Annotated in this window: 14 protein-coding genes; 10 read left to right on the top strand and 4 right to left on the bottom strand. The window is 50.6% G+C overall.

Features of this window, described 5'->3' with window-relative positions; all coding sequences use genetic code 11:
- Window positions 1-6 precede the first annotated feature (6 nt).
- The 9 genes from ICL80_RS02840 to ICL80_RS02800 all read left to right on the top strand — a co-directional run bounded on the left by ICL80_RS02840 (window position 7) and on the right by ICL80_RS02800 (window position 9,926).
- On the top strand, window positions 7-537 hold the full coding sequence (locus ICL80_RS02840) for a MauE/DoxX family redox-associated membrane protein (RefSeq protein WP_194214620.1): 531 nt from the start codon (window positions 7-9) through the stop codon (window positions 535-537).
- On the top strand, window positions 537-1,142 hold the full coding sequence (locus tag ICL80_RS02835) for a redoxin family protein (protein WP_194214619.1): 606 nt from the start codon (window positions 537-539) through the stop codon (window positions 1,140-1,142). The genes ICL80_RS02840 and ICL80_RS02835 overlap by 1 nt, the downstream gene beginning before the upstream one ends.
- Before the next feature lie 49 nt (window positions 1,143-1,191).
- Complete coding sequence (locus ICL80_RS02830) at window positions 1,192-1,749, top strand: methylamine dehydrogenase light chain (RefSeq protein ID WP_194214618.1); 558 nt, start codon at window positions 1,192-1,194, stop codon at window positions 1,747-1,749.
- 7 nt (window positions 1,750-1,756) lie between these two features.
- A complete protein-coding gene (locus ICL80_RS02825) occupies window positions 1,757-2,245 on the top strand; it encodes a c-type cytochrome (protein WP_194214617.1) in 489 nt (162 codons plus the stop codon).
- A complete protein-coding gene (locus ICL80_RS02820; protein ID WP_194214616.1) occupies window positions 2,246-2,731 on the top strand; it encodes a c-type cytochrome in 486 nt (161 codons plus the stop codon).
- A 21-nt stretch (window positions 2,732-2,752) separates the two neighbouring features.
- On the top strand, window positions 2,753-5,086 hold the full coding sequence (locus tag ICL80_RS02815; RefSeq protein WP_194214615.1) for a TonB-dependent receptor: 2,334 nt from the start codon (window positions 2,753-2,755) through the stop codon (window positions 5,084-5,086).
- A gap of 78 nt (window positions 5,087-5,164) precedes the next feature.
- Window positions 5,165-6,859 carry an AMP-binding protein gene (locus tag ICL80_RS02810; protein WP_194214614.1) on the top strand — a complete coding sequence of 565 codons (1,695 nt, stop codon included), beginning with the start codon at window positions 5,165-5,167 and terminating at the stop codon, window positions 6,857-6,859.
- Between the two features lie 23 nt (window positions 6,860-6,882).
- On the top strand, window positions 6,883-8,286 hold the full coding sequence (locus tag ICL80_RS02805) for an aldehyde dehydrogenase family protein (protein WP_194214613.1): 1,404 nt from the start codon (window positions 6,883-6,885) through the stop codon (window positions 8,284-8,286).
- 14 nt (window positions 8,287-8,300) lie between these two features.
- Window positions 8,301-9,926 carry an AMP-binding protein gene (locus tag ICL80_RS02800; protein WP_194214612.1) on the top strand — a complete coding sequence of 542 codons (1,626 nt, stop codon included), beginning with the start codon at window positions 8,301-8,303 and terminating at the stop codon, window positions 9,924-9,926.
- 99 nt (window positions 9,927-10,025) lie between these two features.
- Here ICL80_RS02800 and ICL80_RS02795 read toward each other — a convergent pair whose 3' ends face one another.
- Window positions 10,026-16,946, bottom strand: a complete 6,921-nt coding sequence (locus tag ICL80_RS02795; RefSeq protein ID WP_194214611.1) for a DUF4347 domain-containing protein — start codon at window positions 16,944-16,946, stop codon at window positions 10,026-10,028.
- Window positions 16,947-17,467: 521 nt separating this feature from the next.
- Between ICL80_RS02795 and ICL80_RS02790 the strand changes: the two genes are divergently transcribed.
- Entirely contained in the window at window positions 17,468-18,121 is a 654-nt protein-coding gene (locus tag ICL80_RS02790; RefSeq protein WP_194214610.1) for a glutathione S-transferase family protein, read from the top strand.
- Window positions 18,122-18,293: 172 nt separating this feature from the next.
- Here ICL80_RS02790 and ICL80_RS02785 read toward each other — a convergent pair whose 3' ends face one another.
- The 3 genes from ICL80_RS02785 to ICL80_RS02775 form a co-directional block, all read right to left on the bottom strand.
- Entirely contained in the window at window positions 18,294-19,208 is a 915-nt protein-coding gene (locus ICL80_RS02785) for a M55 family metallopeptidase (protein ID WP_194214609.1), read from the bottom strand.
- A 13-nt stretch (window positions 19,209-19,221) separates the two neighbouring features.
- Window positions 19,222-19,506 carry a PepSY-associated TM helix domain-containing protein gene (locus ICL80_RS02780; protein WP_228073895.1) on the bottom strand — a complete coding sequence of 95 codons (285 nt, stop codon included), beginning with the start codon at window positions 19,504-19,506 and terminating at the stop codon, window positions 19,222-19,224.
- Window positions 19,507-19,749: 243 nt separating this feature from the next.
- A complete protein-coding gene (locus ICL80_RS02775; protein WP_194214607.1) occupies window positions 19,750-23,559 on the bottom strand; it encodes a beta strand repeat-containing protein in 3,810 nt (1,269 codons plus the stop codon).
- Window positions 23,560-23,573 lie beyond the last annotated feature (14 nt).

Below are 23,573 nucleotides of genomic sequence, written 5' to 3'. Positions count from 1 at the left end.
CGGGCCATGGATCTGGTTCTTGTCATATCAGCAAAGCTTTTTCTAGCGGCGGTTCTTGCAATCGGCGCTCTGAAAAAGCTGAACAGTCTCGGCACATTTGAAACTGCCCTTAAAGGTTTCAGCCTTATACCAAATGCCCTATCACGGCCCTTGGCGTACGGCGTACCTTTCAGTGAGGCTGCCATTGCTATTGCCTTGCTGGTGCCTGTTATTTCATACAGTGCTGCACTGGCAGCACTCGGCCTAATGGTATTGTATGCAGCCTTAATGATGGTTGCTCTAACACAATCATCCAACCCATTTGACTGTGGCTGCAACTGGGGCAAAGCCAAAACGTCAGCGCACCCTTTTATGCTGATACGTAATGGCATTCTGCTGGTTGCCGCTCTCGTTGCGGCAGCACCCCAAACCACGCGGGCTCTTGGCTGGTTCGACGGCATGAACATTTTTTTCTCTGTGGCAGCACTGCTCGCCCTGTACGCAACGCTTGAGGCACTGCTTGCACTGCCCAGTTTTCAACACCGGAGGCATTCGTAATGACAACAGTTTATGTTTCGCAAATTCTGCTTTGGCTTGTGGTTGTTGGCCTATCGCTCGTTTGCCTTGCGCTTATCCGGCAGGTTGGGCTTCTGCATGAAAGGCTGGCGCCAGCAGGTGCCCTTGCCATGAACCAGAAAATACGGGCAGGCGACACAGTTGCTGATGTGCCTGTCACAGCATTGGACGGCACGTCCTACATGTTCGGGAAAAACAAAAACGGTAAAAGCGACCTGTTATTTTTCATGTCGCCCGATTGCCCTGTTTGCAAAACCCTTCTGCCAACGATCCGCTCGTTTGAAGCAAAAGAACATAATTGGCTTGATATTACACTCGCAAGCGACGGTGCTGAAAAAGCCCATATGGAGCTTGTTAAGGCTGAAAAACTCGACCCTGCCCGTTATGTACTGTCAGAGCAGCTTGGCCGGGCATTCGGGGTATCAAAATTACCTTATGCGGTATTGATTGATGAAACCGGCAAGGTGGCGTCGCTGGGCCTTGTAAACTCGCGCGAGCATCTGGAAAGCCTTGTTGAAGCAAAAGAACGGGGTGTTGCCTCTATTCAGGACTTCATGAAACGCAAGGCAATGGAACAACAAGGATAACAGGCTTGGCAACAAGTTCTGACATGGTTGAAAACAGGGAAGTAAGAAAATGAAAAAATTTGACCGTACTGTTGAATTTATGTCTCGCACGCTGGCAAACCAGTCGTCGCGCCGGGGTTTTCTAGGGGTGTTTGGTGCCATGCTTGTTGGCAGTGCCAGTATTCCATTATTACCGGTTGCACGTGCGTCTGATGGTTCAAGCACAAAAGGCAACGGCTATCCCGGTGTTGGGGAGCAGTCTACCGGAAACCCGCAAGATCCCGGTGACCCATCAAGCTGCGACTATTGGCGCTACTGTGCGATTGACGGCTTTTTGTGCAGTTGCTGCGGCGGGTCACAAAATGCTTGCCCGCCCGGTACAGAGATGTCTCCCATTACATGGATTGGCACCTGTCAAAACCCGGCAGACGGCATCAATTATATTATTTCCTACAATGACTGTTGCGGCAAAAGCAGTTGTGGTCGGTGCCTGTGTAACAGGAACGAGTCAGACAAGCCAATGGCGCGTCCACAAGCAAACAATGATACAAACTGGTGCCTTGGTACTGAAAGCGCCGTTTACACTTGCTCAACTGCCGTGATCATCGGCACAGCCCTTGAGGGGTAACGTACCAATGCGTGTTTTAACGGCTGTATGTGTTTCTGCGGGTTTGGTGCTTGGTATGATCAGCCCTGTTTTTGCTGATGATACCGCACCTGATGGAGCAAAGCTTTATAAGCGCTGCGCGGCTTGCCACCTGCCTACGGGCGAGGGGGTGCCCGGTGCGTTTCCTCCCTTGAAAAACCGGCTTTCAAGTTTTTACACATCTGAGGAAGGACGGGCCTACCTGGTACAAGTTCTCAGCCACGGGCTAGCAGGCGCTATTACTGTTAACGGCGTTACCTACCGGGGTTTTATGCCTGCACAAGGCAAGGCTTTAAAAAACGACGGCATTGCCGCTGTTTTAAATTATATTCAATCTGACCTGCACGAAGAAAAGCCTGACCATAGCCCCTTCACCATTGAAGAAGTACAGGCCATAAAAACAGCAGAACCAAAAGTTTCAGCTCAGGAGCTTTCCAAAAGGCGCCAGAAACTGGTGGCTACGGACGGAGAGGGGTAAATGAAACTTATTCCGGTTTTAGGGTTATTGGCCGCTTTTACCGTGCCTGCATTCTCAGAAGGCCGGGAAGCACTGAAGGCTGAATTTGACTGGAAAATGAACTGTCAAGGCTGCCATCAGGCAGATGCTTCCGGGTCAGAGGGGGGCGCACCAGATATGCGCGGTGTTGTTGCCCGGTTTCTGAGCGTTGAGGGTGGCAGAGAGTATCTGGTCCAAGTTCCCGGCGCCGCCTATGCCCCTGTAAACGATGAAGAACTGGCAGCGTTACTAAACTGGTTACTGGTTGAATATGACAAAGATGATTTACCGGCAGACTTCAAGCCATACTCGGGCAAAGAGGTCGGATCCCTTCGCAAAGCTGCGCTTATGGATGAAGCTGCCACCACCCGTGCTGCACTGATTGAAAAATTTGAAGGGCCAAAGCCCCACCCAGACAGTTACAGCACAAAAATAGCCTCTGGAGAGGGGCTGGACGACCAACGATAAAACAACTCAGGGAGAGATGGTATGGTACTGTCAAACAAAAGGAAGTGGTTAACAACATGTGGCCTAGTGGCTTTATGCCCAGCAGTTGCCTTTAGTGCCCATGCACAAGAAAATGAAACAAAGCAGCGTGGCAACCTGTTTGAAGAGATTGTTGTAACGGCACAAAAACGCGAGCAAAGCCAACAAGACGTAGGGATTGCCATAACCGCTTTAAGCGGCGAACAAATGAAACGCCTTGGCTATACAAACGCGCAGGAAGTAACAGCTCTTGCCCCTGGCGTCAGCACTATTCAGCCAAACGGCGAGGCAAACTATGCCATTGGTATTCGTGGTGTTTCCAATAGTGATTTCACCACAAATGTGGAAAGCCCAATCGCCATTTATGTTGACGAAGTTTATATCAGCCAGATGTCTGGTGCTGGTTTTATGCTGTTTGACATGGCACGTGTTGAGGTGCTACGTGGGCCGCAAGGTACCTTGTTTGGCCGTAACGCCACAGGTGGCCTTGTGCACTATATTTCAGAAAAACCAAAAGACGAATTTGAAGGCTATGGTAGCATTACCTATGGTAGCTTTGACCGAGTTAAAGCGGAAGGCGCTGTTAACATACCGCTGTCAGACACGCTGGCCATGCGCGTATCGCTTGCCACACATCAAGGCGGCGGCTACATAGAAAACCGCGTTAACCCCAATGCCGATCTGAATAACGCGAACGAATTTGCAGGCCGGGTACAGCTTCTCTATACACCAAATGAAGACTTCGACCTGCTGTTGAATGCCAGATACGGCTCGCAGGATATCCGCACCGGTTTCTTTGAGTATGTTTCAGCCATTAACCCAGACGCCACACCAACACCAACCGAGCCTAACTCAAACCTGGGTGGCTATAATGATACTGACGGTGATGTTTATGCCGGTGATTATGATTTTGCCGGGCGGAATGACCTGTCAACAAAAGGCCTGTCAGCCACTATCAATTGGCAAATCGGCGATATAAAACTCACTAGCATTACTGATTATCAGCAAGTGAAGCGTGACTATATTGAAGATTCAGACGCATCACCGGTTAACTATTTTAACTTTTTCCTGACAACCGACGTAGAGCAGTTCTCGCAAGAGTTACGGCTTTCTGGCGGCACAGACAATTTCAACTGGGTAACAGGTTTCTATTATCTAGACCTCAACATCAGCGATAGTAACGGTACCTATTCACCCGGCTGGTTTGATGACTTCCTGCCCGTTGCCTTCGGTGTAACACCCGCTGACCTTGGTGGTACAAACGGCCTATTAAACCCCTACACAACCAAAACAAAAAGCTGGTCCCTGTTTGGGCAGGCAACATATGCCTTTAATGAAGAGTTTGCACTCACCGCTGGCATTCGCTGGATTGACGAAAACAAAACCCATGATTACCGCGATATTCTGGTGGCTTTCCCTGATACACTGGTCAGTGGCTCAGACCCCGCGACAGTGGAAATTGGCGATGCTGTTCTACCCTACAGCGGCGAGCGAAACGACGGCAACTGGTCTGCTCGTGTGCAGCTTGATTTCACACCAAATGACGACATGCTGCTGTATGCAAGCTGGAACCGGGGTGTAAAATCAGGCGGCTTTAACGCGCCGCTCCTGCCAACAGATGTGCTGGTTACCGACCAGTTCATGAACTACGGCCCTGAAAAACTCGACGCTTTTGAAGTGGGCATGAAGTGGAGCATTAACAGAACAAGCCGCCTGAATGTGGCCAGCTACTACTATGATTATAACCACTGTCAGGCATTCTCCATTGTAGGGCTTGATACCTTCACCCTGAACGCCGATTGTAAATCAAAAGGCTTCGAGGTTGAGTATCAAACATCACCGGCACAGGGGCTTGATATGCTGTTTGGCGTTGGCTTCATTGATGCTGAAGTAAATAACATCCCTGGTGTTACCTTTGATGTTGATACGCCGCTCGGCGTTGTGGCTGCAGCCGCACCCGGCCAAACACTAACACCTGTGCAAACACCAAAATGGAACCTGAACGGCCTTGTTCGGTACGAAGTGCCTGTTGGCAGCGGCTATCTCGCCTTCCAAGCAGATGCTCAGTATAGAAGCGAACATTTCTTTGCACTTATCGAATCACCAGCTTCCACTGAAAAAGGCTATACGATCGCCAATGCCTCTATCACATGGATCCCTGAAGAAGATAACTGGAGCCTGCGGTTCTTTGTGAACAACATAACAGACGCTGAATATACCGTTCAAACGTTTGACCTGTCAGGCAACATAGATAACGGTGGCGTTTTCTTTGGCATGATAGAACAATATTATGGCCGCCCACGTACTTGGGGTGTTAACTTAAGCTATAGTTTCTAACCCCCCATAACCCGGTTCTCAGGGGACATTAAGGAGAACCGGGTTATACTTATAGTTTTAGTTGTCATGAGGCGTAAAATGCAGATACAGCAGCATAGTTATGTGTGCGGAACCAGCAGTGTGCCGCTAAAGTATCAAACCATTGGTGCAATGCTGGATGAAACTGTTGCACACCACGGCCAAAGACTGGGCCTTATTGTTAAACACCAAAATATTCGCTGGACTTACGCAGAACTAGCGTCTGTCGTAGAGAAAACTGCCTCAGGTCTTATAGCGCTTGGGCTTAATGCCGGTGACCGGGTGGGCATTTGGGCCCCAAACTGTGTTGAATGGGTTATTATTCAGCTAGCCAGCGCCAAAGCTGGCCTTATTCTGGTGACCCTTAACCCTGCCTACAGGGCTAGCGAACTTGAATATGCACTCAATAAATCAGGCTGCCGGGCCCTTGTACTTGCAGAAAGGTTTAAAAGTTCTGACTACACCAGCATGCTGCTAAAAATCGCGCCGGAAATATCTGATGCAAAACCCGGTGCTTTAAAAGCACAAAAATTGCCACAGCTTGAATTTGCCATTTCCATCTCCAGTAATCCAAAACCGGGTTTTATGAGCTTTGACCAAATCGCCGAAAAAGCAACCGTACAGTCAGATGCCCTGCTCCATGAAAGGGCTGCAATGCTGCAACCCGATGATGCGGTCAACATTCAGTTTACCAGTGGCACAACCGGTTTCCCAAAAGGCGCAACACTAACCCACCATAATATTGTGAATAATGGCTTTTTTGTTGCCGAGCGGCAGCGCCTGACACAGGAAGATATTCTCTGCATACCGGTACCGCTATACCACTGTTTTGGCATGGTTATGGGGGTTATGGGCTGCATTACCCATGGGGCATGCATGGTTTTCCCCGGGGAGGCTTTTACACCGGAAAGTGTGCTAGAGGCAGTGCACACTGAGCACTGCACTGGGCTATACGGTGTGCCAACCATGTTTATTGCCGAACTAGACCACCCTGATTTTAAAAATTACGACCTTTCAAGCCTTAGAACTGGCGTGATGGCAGGGTCGCCGTGCCCGGTTGAAATTATGAAGCGGGTAATCGGCGATATGCACATGGCAGAGGTTACCATCTGTTATGGTATGACAGAAACCAGCCCCGTTAGCCTGCAAAGCACCACGACAGATTCAATCGAAAAACGGGTTAGTACGGTGGGGCAGGTTCACCCCTATGTTGAAGTAAAAATTATTGATGCAGATGGCCACACTGTAAAACGCGGCGAACAAGGCGAGCTGTGCACCCGTGGCTACAGCGTAATGTTAGGCTACTGGGGCGACGATAGCCGCACCCGCGAGGCGATCGACACCGCAGGGTGGATGCACACCGGCGACTTGGCAGTAATGGATACAGAAGGCTATGTGAATATCACAGGCCGCGTGAAAGACATGATCATTCGGGGCGGAGAAAACATATACCCGCGTGAGATAGAAGAATTTTTATACAGCCATCCCGCTGTGCAGGATGTGCAGGTTTTTGGTGTACCCGATGAAAAATACGGCGAAGAAGTAAGCTGCTGGATTATTCCAAAACCGGGCGCAGCCCTGCAACCAGAAGCGGTTATTGCTTACTGCAAGGACCAAATCGCTCACTATAAAGTGCCGCGTCATATACGGATTGTGGAAGCATTCCCCATGACAGTGACCGGAAAAATTCAAAAATTTGTTATGCGTGAAACAATGAAGGAAGAACTGGGTGTGAAAGAGCAGAAGTCTGCCTAAAACCCTAGGGGAAGGGAAGTATTATGACTGACTATAAACTATTGATCGGTGGGGAGCTGATCGACGGAGATAAAACACTGGATGTCATCAATCCAGCAACTGAAGACGTGTTTGCACAGGTTTCCTGGGCGTCTGAAGCTCAGGCAAATCAGGCTGTCGCTGCTGCAAAAAAGGCGTTCCCTGCGTGGGCAAAAACACCCATAGAGCACCGGCGCGCAAAATTGCTTGAGCTTGCCGATGCACTGGCCGCAAATGCGGACGTATTGGCACGCCTGCTAACCAGCGAACAAGGTAAACCTCTGCCGGAAGCACAAGGCGAGGTCGCATGGACAGAAGGATATTTGCGCCACTATGCAACACTCACACCCTCAAGCCGGGTTATTCAGGACGATGAAACCTGCCGAATTGAAGCGCGCCGCGAACCGCTTGGGGTTGTTGCAGGTATTGTGCCTTGGAATTTCCCACTGCTGGTTGCCTGCTGGAAACTGGGGCCTGCCGTTATCACCGGGAACACCATCATTATAAAACCGGCTCCCACTACGCCTGTCGCTACGCTCAAGTTTGGTGAACTGTGTCAGAAAATATTCCCGGCCGGGGTTATCAATATTATTGCTGACAATAATGATTTAGGGCCGCTTCTAACAAGCCACCCAGACATTGCCAAAGTAACCTTCACTGGCTCAACAGCGACAGGCAAAAAAATTGCTTCAAGCAGCGCTGATACCCTGAAAAGGCTTACGCTGGAGCTTGGCGGCAATGATGCTGCAATCGTACTTGATGATGTAAACGTGAAGGAAACTGCCCAGAAAATTTACGGCGGCGCCTTCATGAACGGCGGGCAGGTATGCATGGCCATCAAACGCGCCTATGTACACGAAACAATCTACGATGACATGTGCAACGAGCTTGCCGCCATTGCAGATAGTGCTGTTGTTGATGATGGCTTTAAGCAAGGTACCACGCAAGGGCCAATCCAGAACAGAATGCAATATGATAAGGTATCGGCCATGATCAAACAGGCTGGTCAGGACGGTACCATTATTGCGGGCGGCACTATCCCGGATATGAAGGGCTATTTTATCAGGCCAACAATTGTGCGTGATGTAAAAGACGGCCACCAGATTGTTGATGAAGAGCAGTTTGGCCCCGTTCTGCCTGTTATCAGCTTCTCAGACATTGACGATGTCATCAGCCGTGCGAACGCCTCTGACTACGGCCTTGGTGGTTCGGTTTGGTCACCTGATATTACCAAAGCCTGCGAGATAGCAAACCGCATTGAAAGCGGCACCGTCTGGATTAACCAGCATGTTACCATTGCACCAAATGTACCCATGGCCGGCTATAAAAAATCTGGCATTGGTGTTGAGCAGTCTCAGGAAGGACTGGACGAATTCACACAGATGAAAGTGCTGAATATCGCCAAATAAGGGGGCCTGCCACTATGGCAAATATGACAGACTATGCTGCGGCGTACGCTTCGTTTACGCCCAGCAATGCCAAGCGGTACAATTTTGCCCGCGACGTAATTGATGTTTGGGCCCAGCCTGAAAACAACAAGCGGGCAATGCTGTGGATTGACGATACCGGCACAGAACTGGATATCAGCTTTGCGGATATTGCGCAGCGATCATGCCGGGTAGCAAACATGCTATCCGGTGCTGGCGTGCGGCGCGGTGATACCGTTATTATTATCCTGTCGCGCCAGCTTGCCTGGTGGGAAACCCTAACTGCCTGCATCAGGGCCGGGTTTATCGCTTCACCCGGCACCACACAGCTTTCACCCAAAGACATTGCCTACCGAGTAGATGCATCGGGCGCCACCGCTGTTGTTACAGACAGTTTGAACGCCGCCAAGGTTGATGAAATATTCACAGCATGTCCAACCCTTAAATCGCGTATATTGATAGACGGTGCACGAGATGGTTGGGTTGACTATACTGCTGCAAACGCTGCTGCTTCCACCAACTTTACCACAGCAGACACAGCCGCAGAAGAAGACGCCCTCTGTTATTTTACCTCTGGCACTACCGGGTACCCTAAAATGACTATGCACACACACGGCTACGGTCAAGGGCATGTCACAACCGGCAAATTCTGGCTCGACCTGACAAAAGACGATTTGCACTGGAATATTTCAGATACTGGTTGGGCCAAAGCTGCATGGTCCAGCTATTTTGCACCCTGGATACAAGGAGCTGCGCTTTTCACGCACCATACTGCAGGTTTTGACCCAAAAACATGTCTTGGTATGTTTGCGCGCTACCCTATTACCACCATGTGTGGTGCCCCCACCATATACCGGATGCTGGTACAGGAAACCCTTGCGGCTTATACATTCCCCCACCTTCGGCACTGTGTCGGCGCAGGCGAGCCGCTGAATCCTGAAATTATCAGCGCATGGCAAAAGGCGACTGGCCTCAAGATACGGGATGGCTACGGCCAGACAGAAACCGTTATTCTATGCGGGTCATTCCCCGCGCTTGACGTACGCCCCGGTTCAATGGGCAAACCATCACCGGGGGTTAACCTTGCGATCATAGATGAAACCGGCACCGAAGTGGCAGCAGGTGTTGAAGGTGACATTGCCCTTTCTATCAGTCCGGTCAGGCCGCCTTGGTTGTTTAAAGGCTATAAAGGCGACACTGATCGCACAGAAGCCTGTTTCAGGGGTAGCTGGTATTTAACAGGAGATCGGGCTTACCGCGACGAAGATGGCTATTTTTGGTTTGTCAGCCGGGCAGATGATGTAATTCTGTCAGCCGGTTACCGAATTGGGCCTTTTGAGGTGGAAAGTGCCCTTATTGAGCACCCGGCGGTTGCAGAAAGCGCGGTTGTCTCAAGCCCTGATGCAACACGCGGGGAAATCGTGGCTGCTTTTGTGGTGCTGGCGCCCGGTTACACAGCATCAGATGATCTAAAACAAACATTAAAAGACCATGTAAAGCATGTAACTGCCCCTTATAAATACCCCCGTAAAATTGAATTTGTCAGCGAACTCCCCAAAACAGTTTCTGGTAAAATAAGACGAATTGACCTTAGAAACCGCGAATGGGGCAAAGGTAGCTAACCATTTCAATCGCTGGTTAAAACCATTTTCTCTATACTTAACTATACATCCTGAGGGGTTCTTACCCCTCAGGATTATTATTGAAGCCCTTATTTGATCCTATAAAATCATAGTAGCGCTATTCAGATCATCGACAGAAAGCCCGATCAGGAAGATGCTTTCATTGGCGTCAATCGTAATTAGGATGCCGTTTGCACCGTCAACCTCGGTTGCTGTGGTAGCAGCCGTTACCTCATCAAGGGTGCTAAAGCCCGTAAACGACAGGTTGAGGATATCCTCAGAAGTATCGAAGTCGGTAACGGTGTCATTGCCGGAATTGCTGCCAAAGATAAAGACGTCTGCCCCGCTACCACCAGTGAGGACATCATCGCCCGCACTGGCCCATATGGTATCGTTACCACTGCCCCCAAGGACAGTGTCGCTTCCAGCGCCGTTATAGAGCACGTCATCGCCTGCGCCGCCTTCGAGCGTGTCGCTGCCAGCACGGCCCCACAGCACATCATTACCGTCGCCGCCTTGCAGGTTATCATTGCCTGCACCGCCGCCAAGGCTGTCGTTACCGTCGCTGCCTTCAACAAGGTCGTCACCATCATCACCTGCACCAGCATAGACAAGGTCATCATCGTCGCCTGCCATAACAAGATCGTTGCCTTCACCGCCAAACAGGGTGTCTTCGCCCGACCCGCCAGACACAGTATCGTCGCCGGTGCCACCGGTCGCCCAATCATCATCATTGCCGCCAGAGATATCATCATTACCGGCACCGCCGTCAATCGTATCTCTACCGTCATTTGTGATGATACGGTCATCGCCGCCACCAGAGGATACAAAGTCATTTTCACTGCCGCCGGTAATGGTATCAGCGCCCTCAGTTGTGGTGTGTTCGCCGACGTCATTAACCGTGATGGTAAAGAAGCGGGTATGGGTTGCCCCAGCCGGGTCAGACGCGGTTACGCCGATCTGTATGCTGCTGGTTTCTTCATAGTCAAGGCTAACACCAGCTTTCAGCTTCAGCGTTGTACCCACAACTTCAAACCGGCTGTCTGATGTGCCGAATGTGATGCTTTCGCCGTCCGGCTCAATCGCAGAAAGTGTACCAATAACACCGCCCACAACATTCTCGTTAATCGAAGCATTGCTCAGGTTCAGGTTGGTAGGGGCCGCATTATCTGCCACATCCGTCACATTCAGGGTGAAGCTAGACGGTGCTGCCGCAAAGGCTGTACCGTCGTTCACACTGTAAGTGAAGCTCGAGAGTGCCAGGCCATTTGCGTCTGGCGCAGGGGTGTAAACAAGGTTACCGCCGGTAATATCCGCAACTGCAATAACCTGACCGGCTGTCACATTCACGCCAGATAGCTGCAATGTATCCCCAGAGGCCAGTGTCAGGCTATCAATCCGTACACTGGTAAGCGTATCACCGGTATCAACATCGCTAAAGGCAAAGTTGGCAACAGTGAAGGCATGCACTGTATCTTCAAGCAGGGTAACCGTAGCCCCCGTAGAAGTCGGGGCATCATTCACCCCAGTGATGGTGATGGCGATATCTTGTTCCGTACCATCGTCGCTGGTGACGGTCAGAGTGTCTGTAAGGGTATCCCCCGGATCTGCCAGGCTCTGTACAGCATCCAAAGTCTCATCAAGGTCATATGACCAGTCACCGTTGGAGGCGATTGTAAGGTCTCCGTACGTGCCGTTGACAGTCTCTGCCGTGAACGTACCCTCACCAGGGTCCACATCAGAGACTGTGGCTGTGTCGCCGATCGAATAGGTGGCGTCTTCATCGACGCTGACTGAAAGTGCGCCGCCAAAGGTGGCAGCATCATTGACATTGGTGATGTCAATGTTGACAGTGCCGATTGCCACGTCGCCAGAGCCGTCGCCGTCGTTGGCAGTGACCGTGATGGTGGCCACGTCATCGCCGCTCACATCCGCAGCCCCGGTATACTGAATGTTCGATGCGGTATCGAGGTAGGTATCGATATCATCCGCAGCACCGACAAGGGTGATTGTTGTGCTGTTTACCAGCGTTTCAGTGACACCGCCGCCCACACCGGCGCCGTCCGCAGGCGTGCCAAAGGTACCGTCATCAAGGGTCAGCGTTACCGTAAGGCTGGCACTGTCTATATCGCTGAAGTTGATGGCAGACAGGTCCACGTCTGATGCCGTATCTTCCGTAACGGTAATATCACTTGGTAGCCCAGTCGCAGTCGGGTCGTCATTCACTGCCGTAAGATTAACACTGATCGTACCAATCGTGACATCACCAGAACCATTTCCGTCATTGATGGTAACGGTGATCGTATCAGCATTATCGCCACTGGCATTTGCAACAGGGTTATACGCAACATTGCCACCATCCAGGTACGTGTTAAGCTCGTCAATAGTACCTACAAGCTGTCGCACTCCAGCGGATACATATATAGACGTAACGCCGCCCACTATACTAGCACCCAAAGTACCGTTTACTGCCGTGAGTGTTATTGTTACATCGCCTGTCGTATCAACATCCGTCAGGCTTAGGGATGATAGGTCTAGGGTAGGATATGAAGCATCTTCAGTGAAAGTGACCGTTGCTGGCAACCCAGTTGCTGTTGGTGCATCATTGACATTGGTGATGTCAATGTTGACAGTGCCGATTGCCACGTCGCCAGAGCCGTCTCCGTCGTTGGCAGTGACCGTGATGGTGGCCACGTCATCGCCGCTCACATCCGCAGCCCCGGTATACTGAATGTTCGATGCGGTATCGAGGTAGGTATCGATATCATCCGCAGCACCGACAAGGGTGATTGTTGTGCTGTTTACCAGCGTTTCAGTGACACCGCCGCCCACACCGGCGCCGTCCGCCGGAGTACCAAAGGTACCGTCATCAAGGGTCAGCGTTACCGTAAGGCTGGCACTGTCTATATCGCTGAAGTTGGTGGCAGACAGGTCCACGTCTGATGCCGTGTCTTCCGTAACGGTAATATCACTTGGTAGCCCAGTCGCAGTCGGGTCGTCATTCACCACAGTGATGTCGATGTTTGCGGTATCATTATCACTGAGCGTACCGTCACTGACGGTAACAGTAAGGGTGGCAGCATCATCGCCGTTTACGTTAGACGCCCCCGTGTACTGAATGTTCGACGCGGTATCCAGATATGTATTAATATCTGCCGCAGTTCCCACCAGTGTGATGGTGTCGCTGTCCACAAGGGTCTCTTCAATAGAAACGCCGTTAATCGGCGCACTGAACGTACCCCCACTGATATCCAGTGTGACAGTGAGTTCATCACCGTCAATATCAGCAACCGTTACAGCCGACAGGTCAAGGTCGCTGGCAACATCCTCTGTTACCGTCAGGTCAGAGACAAGCCCCGTAATCGTCGGGGCATCATTCACTGCTGTAATATCGATGTTAACCGTACCAACACTCACATCGCCTGAACCATCACCATCATTAATGGTAATGTCGATTGTGGTCGCATCATCGCCGCTCACGTTCGCGGCACCTGTATACTGGATGTTCGAAGCGGTATCGAGGTAGGTGTTGATGTTCGCAATCGTGCCCGTCAGGGTCATTGTGCCCGTGCCAGAACCACCAACCGTAACACTGCCGCCGCTACTTGCCGCCATCGTACCGGTGCCTACTGTCAAGGTAACTGTCACGCTGCCCGCGCTATCAACATCAGCAAACGTTACAGCCGACAGGTCAAGGTCACTCGCGGTATCTTCTGTTACCGTTACATCAGACGGCACACCGCTCGCAGTTGGTAAAGCGTTCGGATAGGCACCGAAGCCTACAGCATCTCCAGTAACCAGAACAGATTGTACCACTTGGCCGTTATCCGCCAAGGTGCCTCCGGTCACGCTACCATTGCTGGCAGTGCTAGCGAAAATGTCTGTCAGAGAAGATATAACAGTTGCAGAGCCACTACTGGGGGTAAATGCCTCGCTGACAATGACGGTGCCGGAGAAGTTGATCGTACCAGCATTCAGGATGTTGGTGCCGCCGCCTGTGTTGGCGATGATACTGTCCGTCACATTAATGGTGGCGGTCCGGATGTTGCCTTCCGCTAAAATTTCTTCAAAGCCGTTGAACCCGGTTTCCCGGTTACCGGTCAGGGTGACATTAGTAACATCTGCAACAGCCCCGGCTGTCCCGGTACCAAGGACATGCAGGCCAGCAATGCCATCGGCTGTGTTGTAGGCAATTGTCGTATTGTCGATGGTCGCGGTACCGACAACAACCACCGAGCCATATTCGGCCTCGTTGCCGGTGACAAGGCTGTTGGTTAGCGACATATTAGCCAAATCATCGACATAAATGCCGCCTCCCCGACTGGAGGCCTCGCTGTCCGAAATCGTGGAGCTATCGATGGTCACATCCGTGGAGGCCCCCGAGATCAGGATCGCACCGCCGTTACCGGTGACAGCACCATGTGAAATGGTCAGGGATTGCAGCGTGCTGGTGCCACCCGAGATATTGAACACCCGGCTAATATCATTGCCATTAATCGTGATATCGGCCTTGTCGTCTGCATCCACATCACCATCAATGGTGATGTCGGTGGTGATAGAAAGTTCACCATTCAGGAGAATGGTGCCACCAGAAAGGCCGGCATCGAAAGTGATCGTATCACCAGCCCCTGCGTAACCAATAGCTTCCCGAAGCGACAGGCCGCCACCATCAGCAATATCAGCGGCCAAATCAGCACCCAGAGTTGTATCATCCCCATTATCAAGTATCGTGGTCACAGTGAAGGTGTCCGCAACAGCGGTAATATCAATGTTAACCGTACCAACACTCACATCGCCGGAACCATCACCGTCGTTGACGGTGATACCGAGCGTGGTCGCATCATCGCCGCTAGCATTGGATGCCCCCGTATACTGGATGTTCGAAGCGGTATCCAGATAGGTGTTGATATTCGCAATCGTGCCTGTCAGGGTCATTGTGCCCGTGCCAGAGCCACCAACTGTCACACTGCCACCACTGCTCGCAGCCATCGTGCCGGTGCCTACTGTCAAGGTAACTGTCACGCTGCCTGCGCTGTCCACATCAGCAAAGCTAACCGCTGACAGATCAAGGTCACTCGCAGTATCCTCAACCACCGTCACATCAGTTGGAACACCGCTGGCGCTTGGGTCATTATTAACAGCTGCCACCGTCACCGTTGACGCCAGCGAGAGCACTGTTGTATCAACCCCGCCGTTTGCGGTGCCGCCGTCATCACTGAGGCTGGTAATTGTGATAACACGCGCACCCGCTGTGGGGTCCTCGCTTGTGTTTTCGTATTTCAGGCCTTCCAAAATTATCTGGTTTGCTCCAGGGGAACCGCTTGAATCCACAAAGTCGATAGTGGCTGTCGTGCCAGACACGGAAACGGTATAGGTAATGGTGCCGCCGTTCAGGGTGCCTGTATCACCGTTTGTTAGTAGAATATCAACGCCGTCTGCATTAATAATTTCATCTGCACCATCTGTTACATTGGTAACCGTTATCGTGTATCCGGCAACACCGCCACCGTCTACGGTGGAGAGTGCCACACTGCTGAACAGGTCAACGGCTGAACCACCCTCAGTGAAGGCAGGATCATTGCCTGTGGCTGTCAGGGTTGGTGCATCATTCACAGAGGTAATATTGATGGTAACAGTGTCGGCGGTGCCGTCCTCCGTACCGTCGTTTGGTGTAACGGTCAGCGTTGCTGATGTGGTGTCGTTGCTGTCTGTTGTATACTCAATGTGCGATGTATCGTTCAGATAGGTATTCAGGTTGGCAGCCGTGCCCTGCAGGGTCATAGACGTAGTGCCAGAGGTGGCAATGGTCACGCCGTCTGTTGTGCCGTTACCGTCCACAGATGCAATCGTGCCCCGGTCCACCCCCAGCGTCAGGGTGATTGTGTCACCATCGGCGTCTGATACATTATAGGCGGAAAGATCGATCGCTGTTGCAACATCCTCAACCGCCGTATCATCAGCCGGCGTACCACCAAGCGCGGGGGCGTTGTTGGCAACAGAAAAGACAACGCTGTCCATCAGTGGGGCCCACTGACCGTTTGAGCTTGTGATAGTAAAGCTGGTAACATTTGTCCAATCGCTTGGGCTTTCCATATGTGTTGCACTGTTAGTGAAATCACCTGGTGCTGTTATTGTAAGGGTAGAGCCGGAATTCGGTGTAACCGTATAGGTGCCGTCAACGTCACCATCAATGATGCCGAAGACAAAAGAATCTATGCTCACTGCGGTATCAAAACTGACAGTTACAGTTGTGACTGTATTACCATTATCAGCATAAAGGTAGTCCCCAACAATATCCTGTGCTGTAATATTATCGAGAAACACATCATCTTCTAACGTTGCGCCACCCAGATCAAAGGAAACGGTCATCGTCACACCGCTTTCCGTTTCCTGAAACTGGTTGTCGGCGATGCTGTCGGCACCGCTGGCGGTACCGAGCGTGCCGCCAGTCATGTCAAATGTTGGCAGCGTGTGTGGGTAGCTCGCCAACGATTTTTGGCTAAAGGGCGGGGTGGTGCCTATATCCCATGTACCGCCAGATACCAATGAACCAACCAGTTTATCAGCGGCAAAAACCGGCGCGCCCGTCAGCGCCTCAAGTGCCTTTACAAAATGTTCTCCTTTCGCCCCATCAGCAACTGAGCAAGCCCAAAGTGCGATTTTCGAACCTGCATGCGTCAAGTGTTTGATGACAGCAGAGAAAGGGTGAGAAGCCTTGAGTGCACCAGCATCCAGCCGTTCGCCCGCAAGCGTGATCGCGCCCGGTTCACCGTGGGTTAGAATATGCAGGTTGCCAATATGCCCGCTTGCTTCCAGTTCGCTGATCAGGGCGTTAAGCCCACCCGGCTGGGCGATATATACATCCATGTGATCAGGAAGGCTGCCACATAGAATGGCAGCGTCCTGCACCGACGAATCAACAATCAGTGCCTGTCGCCCACCACCTACAGAAAAGGCATCTTTATCTAAAGAAAGTATTGAACAATTTTGACTGTCCTGATCGTTCCGTTCATAATGCATAAAATGTCTCTTCACTGTACTGACAAGACTGACAAAAGCCTTGGGTCACTATAGGGGTTGTTGCTATTTATTCGGGTATCGCCGTTAGAAGGCTTTGCATTTTCCGAGATGGTGGGTTCACTATGTAATCGGCACTTTTCACTATCTATTTTTATTAAAAAACCATAGGTTGTGCGCTGCTTTTATAACACACTAGAAAATAGTTTATATTTTCAGGCAATTTAAGCCCCCAATTACGTTTAGATTACATAGCTTAAAAAAGAATTACCACCCCTTATTGATTATTTAATCAAAACAACCTTCAGGCGTGACGGGCATATACTATCCCCCCTTGTTTCCGCACAATTAGCCGGAAATTCTATGCCAGTTTTAAAGGCAGTAACAAGGCGGCATTTTAATATTTTCTTGTACGAAAGATCATAATATGCGACCGAAATATACTGCCCCGCAGCATCAATAACTTTACAGATAATCCACTTTAGGTATCACGCCCAAGAACACTTCACACAAGAGACAGCCCCATGATTACCCTGCACCACTGCCCTGAATCACGGTCCATGAAATCTCTGTGGCTGCTTTATGAACTAAAGCTGGATTTTGACGTTGTAACACACAGCTTTGGCCGCGACCTCCGCGCACCGGACTATCTTGCCGTACATCCTCTTGGCAGGGTTCCTTGCCTTATCGACGGCAAAACAACATTGTTTGAAAGCGGTGCGATCACTGAATGGCTATGCCAAAAGTACGATTCAACCCATGAGTTTTGGCGAAAGCCAGACAGTGATGAACGGTTCGAATGGCTGCAATGGATACATTATTCAGAAACAATAGCTGTGCACTGCGCAAACCTTACCCAGCAATTCATTGCACTCAACGACGCTTCCCTGCAATCAGCCACCGTTGTAAAACTGGAAAAACGACGCCTTGAAAAAGCAATTGAGGTTATCGATCAAAAACTAAACGATCACCCCTACATACTCAAAAGCGGGTTTTCAGCGGCTGACATCAACATTGGTTATGCCCTTCATGTTGGCCGGCTTTTCACCGACATAAGCGAATTTCAGCATATAGCCGACTATTATAACCGGCTCAGCAAAAGAGATGCGTTTACACAGTCTCTCCCTGAAAAAAATGACCCAAAACGCATTTATCTGAAAGATCGCTACAGGCTATAACTATGTATCCTTGCCCAGCACTAGATCCAGCGATCTGTGTGGCCCGGCAAGTAAACAGCAGTTGAAGCTGATATAAATATCCAGCGGATAGATGATAGAAATTGCCTTTGAAGTTGGCCATAGGCACAAGCCACTCTTAACCAAGAATGACTTGTGTGGTGTGTTTCTCAGCTCAAGGTTTTGCACTGCTTGAATAGCCAAGGATAAAGCCCATCATCTTAGATGCCTCTGACATATCTTTTGATGTTACTCGCACCGTGCGTGACCCAAGCCTGTCAACAATTGGGAGCCACGAAAGCATCTCTGCTGGCTGGTAAAAATGGAATGTAATATCCATTTTTATTGGTGCTTGCAGCACAAAAGGTTTCACCTTGCCTATCTGTTTCACCGCACGTTCAGCACCAGCCCTGATCATAGCGTAAGCCTTCGCAGGTGTTACCGTTTCAGCGGCATGAAAACTAATCGCTTTTTTCACAGTCACACCTTCAATGCCTCTGATCAGCTTGCTCATATTACCGACAATAACATCGTCACCAGTGATCATCAGCACCGGCACTTTATAATCGCCTGCGATCGCGGCATTAAAATACCCCTCTGTGGCACTTGTGCCATTCAGGGATATGTCAGAGAGCAGGCTGCTTGACATTGTGTGAGCCCGCACGCCCATCGTGTCGGCAGCACCAGCATGGTAGCCAAGCATGATAACCCCATCAAAATGACCGTTCTGAATACCTTCCATCATGCCAAGGGGGCGGCCTAATCCTCTCACCACGGTTACATCTTCCGGCAAATCTTCCAGAATGATATTTTGCTCAATACCGTGCGAATCTGACAGTACAAAACTGGTAGCACCCGCCGCGCGCGCACCTTCAATGGCCGCAAGCACTTCATTGGTCATGATTTTGCGAAACTGCTGATACTCAGAGCCACCGGGCATAAGCTGAACATCCGTGACCGCGCCAGACAAGCCTTCCATATCAGCCGAAATATATATGCGGTACCCTTTAGAATCCGCAAAAACAGCACCACCTGCACCCCACAATAAAGCAAGGCAGGCTACAAATACTGCCCGTATAATGATAACCATCGTTGTATTCCTTTTAAACTACCCGCCTGCGTTTTTTAATAATGGTTCGTTGAGATCGCTTTTTCCACCAGAGATATAAACCCGTGACAGAAATAGCGCTGAGAACAAGCCCGGTGACAGACACCAGAACCCGGCCAACAAAACCCATAATCGTCCCGGTATGAAGTAAGTATTGTGCCGCGACAATAACATCACCCACAGACCCCTCACCCGGTGTTTGCTGCCTGACCAGCTCCCCTGTCGTACCATCAAAACTCAAAACATGAAACCCAAGACCTGAAGAACGGTTTTCGGCGATGTGGTTTTTCTGAATGGTGGCACTCTTTGCGAGATCAGCGATAATGCGGGCGGAGCTCTACGGTAAAAAGATGTGGGACACCTTATTGGCGTTATAAACTTCACCATTATGAGCTGGAATAAGGGTGATTCACTACAATGTCTTTCAGTGCTACAAAGGCAAGGGCACTCAGATACAGAGTGCCCTTTTCCCTTCTCTGCAAGGCATGACATTAGGGCCATGCGCTGCCTGAAAATTTACCCTCTATCCGAACGTCATGGATGCTGTATTAAGTTCTGCGAGTGTCAGGCCAGAAAGCAGGATGCTTTCACCGTCGCCCAGGTCAATCAGTACACTACTATCCACTTCACTTGCTGCTGCAATAACCTCGGCAGCACTGGCAAAGCCCGTGATCGCCATAAATGACAGGCTGTCCTCGCTTACATCAAAGTCAGTGATTGTGTCATTCCCTGCAACCGCACCAAACACAAACGTATCAGCACCTGTGCCGCCGGTGAGAACATCATCGCCAGCACCCGCCCAAAGGGTATCATTACCGGCGCCGCCCGTGATATCATCACTGCCATCCCCGTTATAAATTAAATCGTCCCCTGTACCGCCGCTAACCCTATCATTACCTGAGCCACCCCACACAAGGTCATCACCGTCATCACCGTTCAAATCGTCATTTCCGGCACCGCCGCCTATGGTATCATCGCCGCTATCGCCGTTCACTTTATCATTACCAGTGTCCCCAAGCCCGGCAAAAACAAGGTCATCATCACCGCCCGCCATAACTGTGTCATCACCGTCCCCACCCTTCAGGGTATCCCGACCTGAACCCCCATCAACTGTATCTGAGCCAGCACCGCCGTCTATACTGTCATCATCATTACCGCCTGAGACATCGTCATCCCCGTCACCGCCGTCAATCGTGTCACGGCCATTCCCTGTGGTGATACGGTCATCACCCCCACCCGAGGACACAAGATCGTCTTCATCACCCCCTGTCACGGTATCTGCATCATCAGAGGTCGTATGTTCGCCTACATCCGTCACAGATATCGTAAAGCCTTTGGTAAAACTAGCTCCGTGGCTGTCTGTCGCTTTAATGGAAACACGAATACTGCTCTCGGTTTCATAATCAAGGCTGGCTGCATCTTTCAACTTTAAGGTGGTGCCAACAATCTCAAACCGGCTATCAGAAACACTGTATGTGATACTGTCTCCATCAGGGTCTGTTGCGGAAACAGTACCAACCGTGCCGCCTGCTACATTTTCTTTAATAGCGCTATTACTCAGGGTCAGGCCTGTCGGTGTGTGATTGGTATTAATCGTGCCGATATCCAGATTGATAGTGCCGAGAGACACAGATTCTCGGCCGCTGCCACCTGAAATTGTCAGCGTGGCGGCATCATTGCCGGTTACGCCGTCTGCACTGATATATTGAATGCTGGAAGGGTCAGAGAGGTAAGTATGAATATCAGAAATTGAACCAGTTAGGGTGATATAGGATCCTGCCTCCTGCTCTCCACCTTTGTTTTGAGCGTCGCTATCAGTGGCTATTCTAATCTTGAGATCAGAAGGCGTGTAATACAGGTCACCTGTATCAACCGATAGTGTTACCGTAATGCTGGTACTGTCTGCATCTGCAAAGGCAATGTCAGAGAGGTCAATATCAGACTTTGTTTCAATATCTACCTCAAGGTCAGACGGCATGCCGGTCGCTGTCGGAGCGTCATTAAAAAAGCTTACCTCAATCTGCATACGGGCCGGGCTTGCGGCAAAAGTGGTGCCATCATTCACACTGTGGGTAAATTCAAGCAGAACACCTGATCCATTATCCGGGTCCACAACATTTTCCGGTGTAAATGTCAGGTTACCCGCCACAATATCTGACGCCTGAATAATGTCACCTGCCTCCACATCAACGCCCGAAAGCTGGAAGCTGCCATCTACCGTTGCCAGCGAATCAATTCTTACAGAACTGAAGCTGTCTCCGTCAACGTCAGAGAAATTGAAATCCGCAACGGTTAGCGCATATGCGCCGTCTTCTTCATCAATCAGTGGGCTGCTATTTGTAGCTGTCGGCGCGTCATTCGCTGCCACAACGGTGACCTCCGTTTCGCCGCCACTGCTTGTTGTCTCACCGGTATCAGCAATATCAGAAAAGTTGATAACGCGTGTGTCCGTTGTGGTGGGCGTGTCACTATCATTACGGTAAGTAACACCGTCCATCACCGTGTTTATCTGGGCCTCTGACAACGTGCCGTCTGAAAAATCCACCCGTACGCCACTGCCAGATGTAGACACACTGTATGTAAGGCTATTGTTTGCTGTGGTACCACTCGTACCGACTGTAAGGGTAATATCTGTTCCGTCTACGGCCAGGATTTCATCCGCCCCGTCTGATACATTTGTCACATATAAACCGAACCCCGTGATCGTTTGGCCGGCTTCAACAGTGCTGATATCTGCCCCCGAAAAAATCGCGACCGCACCACCGTCTTCTGTAAATGTTGGGTCTTCCCCCATTATGGTAATCGTGGGTCCATCCTCAACTGCGGTGACCTCAATGGTGCGGGTGCCTACTGTGGAGGCGCCATGAGCATCCGTTGCTGTAATAGTAACCGTTCGGTCATCCGTGCTTGGGTCATCAGATGAATTTTGATACTGAATACTGCGTAGAACCCATTCAACATTGGTATTAGTAGCATTGCTGTTAAATGTAATGGTGAGTGCTGTATCGCCCGTGACTGTACTATGGTTCGAAACCGCTGCCACAGATACAGTACCAATATTGGTACTGTTGGAAAAAACATCCGTACCTACAATTGAAATAACCTCAGTGCGAGCTAAACTAACCTCATCAGCCGTTTCTGCATTGCCGGTAATTTGCACCACCAAAGTGCCGCCGTCCCAGTCGGCGTCACCGTCATCATCAATGAGTGTCCCGCCCACAAGCTGTGCATACCAACCATTCTCTGTATAATCCAGCGGTGTATCATTGTTCGTATCAAGCCTGGGGGCTGTATTCGTGATCGCTAAAGTCGGGCTAGCGCCTGCTGATACACCAGATGCAACCGCCATGCTCTGAACAACGCCGCCATTATCTGCAAGTACCCCACGCGTTGTGCTAACGCCGCCCACCGTTACTGCTTCTGTAGACGCAAAAATATTAGCAGGCGTATCAACCGTGCCACTGCCAGACACTGGCGTGAAAGCCTCGGTTAACAAAACCGTGCCACTGAATGTAATGCCACCAGACAGTGAACTACCAATGTTAGGGCTCGATGTTGCGTTCGTGCTACCAATGATACTGTCAGAAATGGTTACTTCACCCGAACGAACCCTAAGCTCATCCCCATATGGGGAGGCGCTGGTGTTCACATTGCCACTTATTGTCGTGTTCGTGAAAGATGAACCAGCTACCGAACTCCTGAGTTCTGCCCCGCCAACAAAATCGGCCGAATTTCCGGTAATAGTTGCGCGTGTAAATGTGTTTGTGGCCCCTACACTGCGTATACCGCCCCCATACATGGCCGAATTACCTGAAATGAGAGAATCTGTTATCACAAGGCTGCCACCGAACTTATAGATACCACCGCCGCCGTTTGTTGTTGTGTTCCCCGTAATGATGCTGTTGGTGATTGTTAAAGTGCCGCTTGTGCTGGAATGAATGCCGCCGCCCTGGTTCACTGTGCCGCCGCCACTGCCAGACCCACCAGTAACGGTTAAACCGTGCAGGGTTACATCACTGCCACTAATCACAACAGTCCGGCTATTGCCATCCGCATCAAACGTAACGTCCGGCGTGCCATCATCATCCAAATCACCATCAATTATCAGGTTCGTAGATATAGCGAGAGCGCTGCCCCCAAGCGTAATGGTGCCGCCCTGCGCCCCAGCTGTTCCGCTATCAAGGTCAAAGGTGATTGTATCCCCGCTTGATGCCCTGCCAATCGCCTCCCGAATAGAAAGGCCACCACCATCAGTCATATCGGTTGCAAAGTCTGTATCAAGCGTGCTGTCAGCGCCAGTATCGCTATTGGTCGTTACGGTCAAAGTCGCCATAGGGAGTCCTTTAT

Origin of the sequence: Kordiimonas pumila (genome assembly GCF_015240255.1) — a bacterium.
GTDB lineage: Bacteria > Pseudomonadota > Alphaproteobacteria > Sphingomonadales > Kordiimonadaceae > Kordiimonas > Kordiimonas pumila.
Note: the sequence above shows the minus strand (reverse complement) of the source record. Positions and strands in the feature narration are given on the sequence as shown.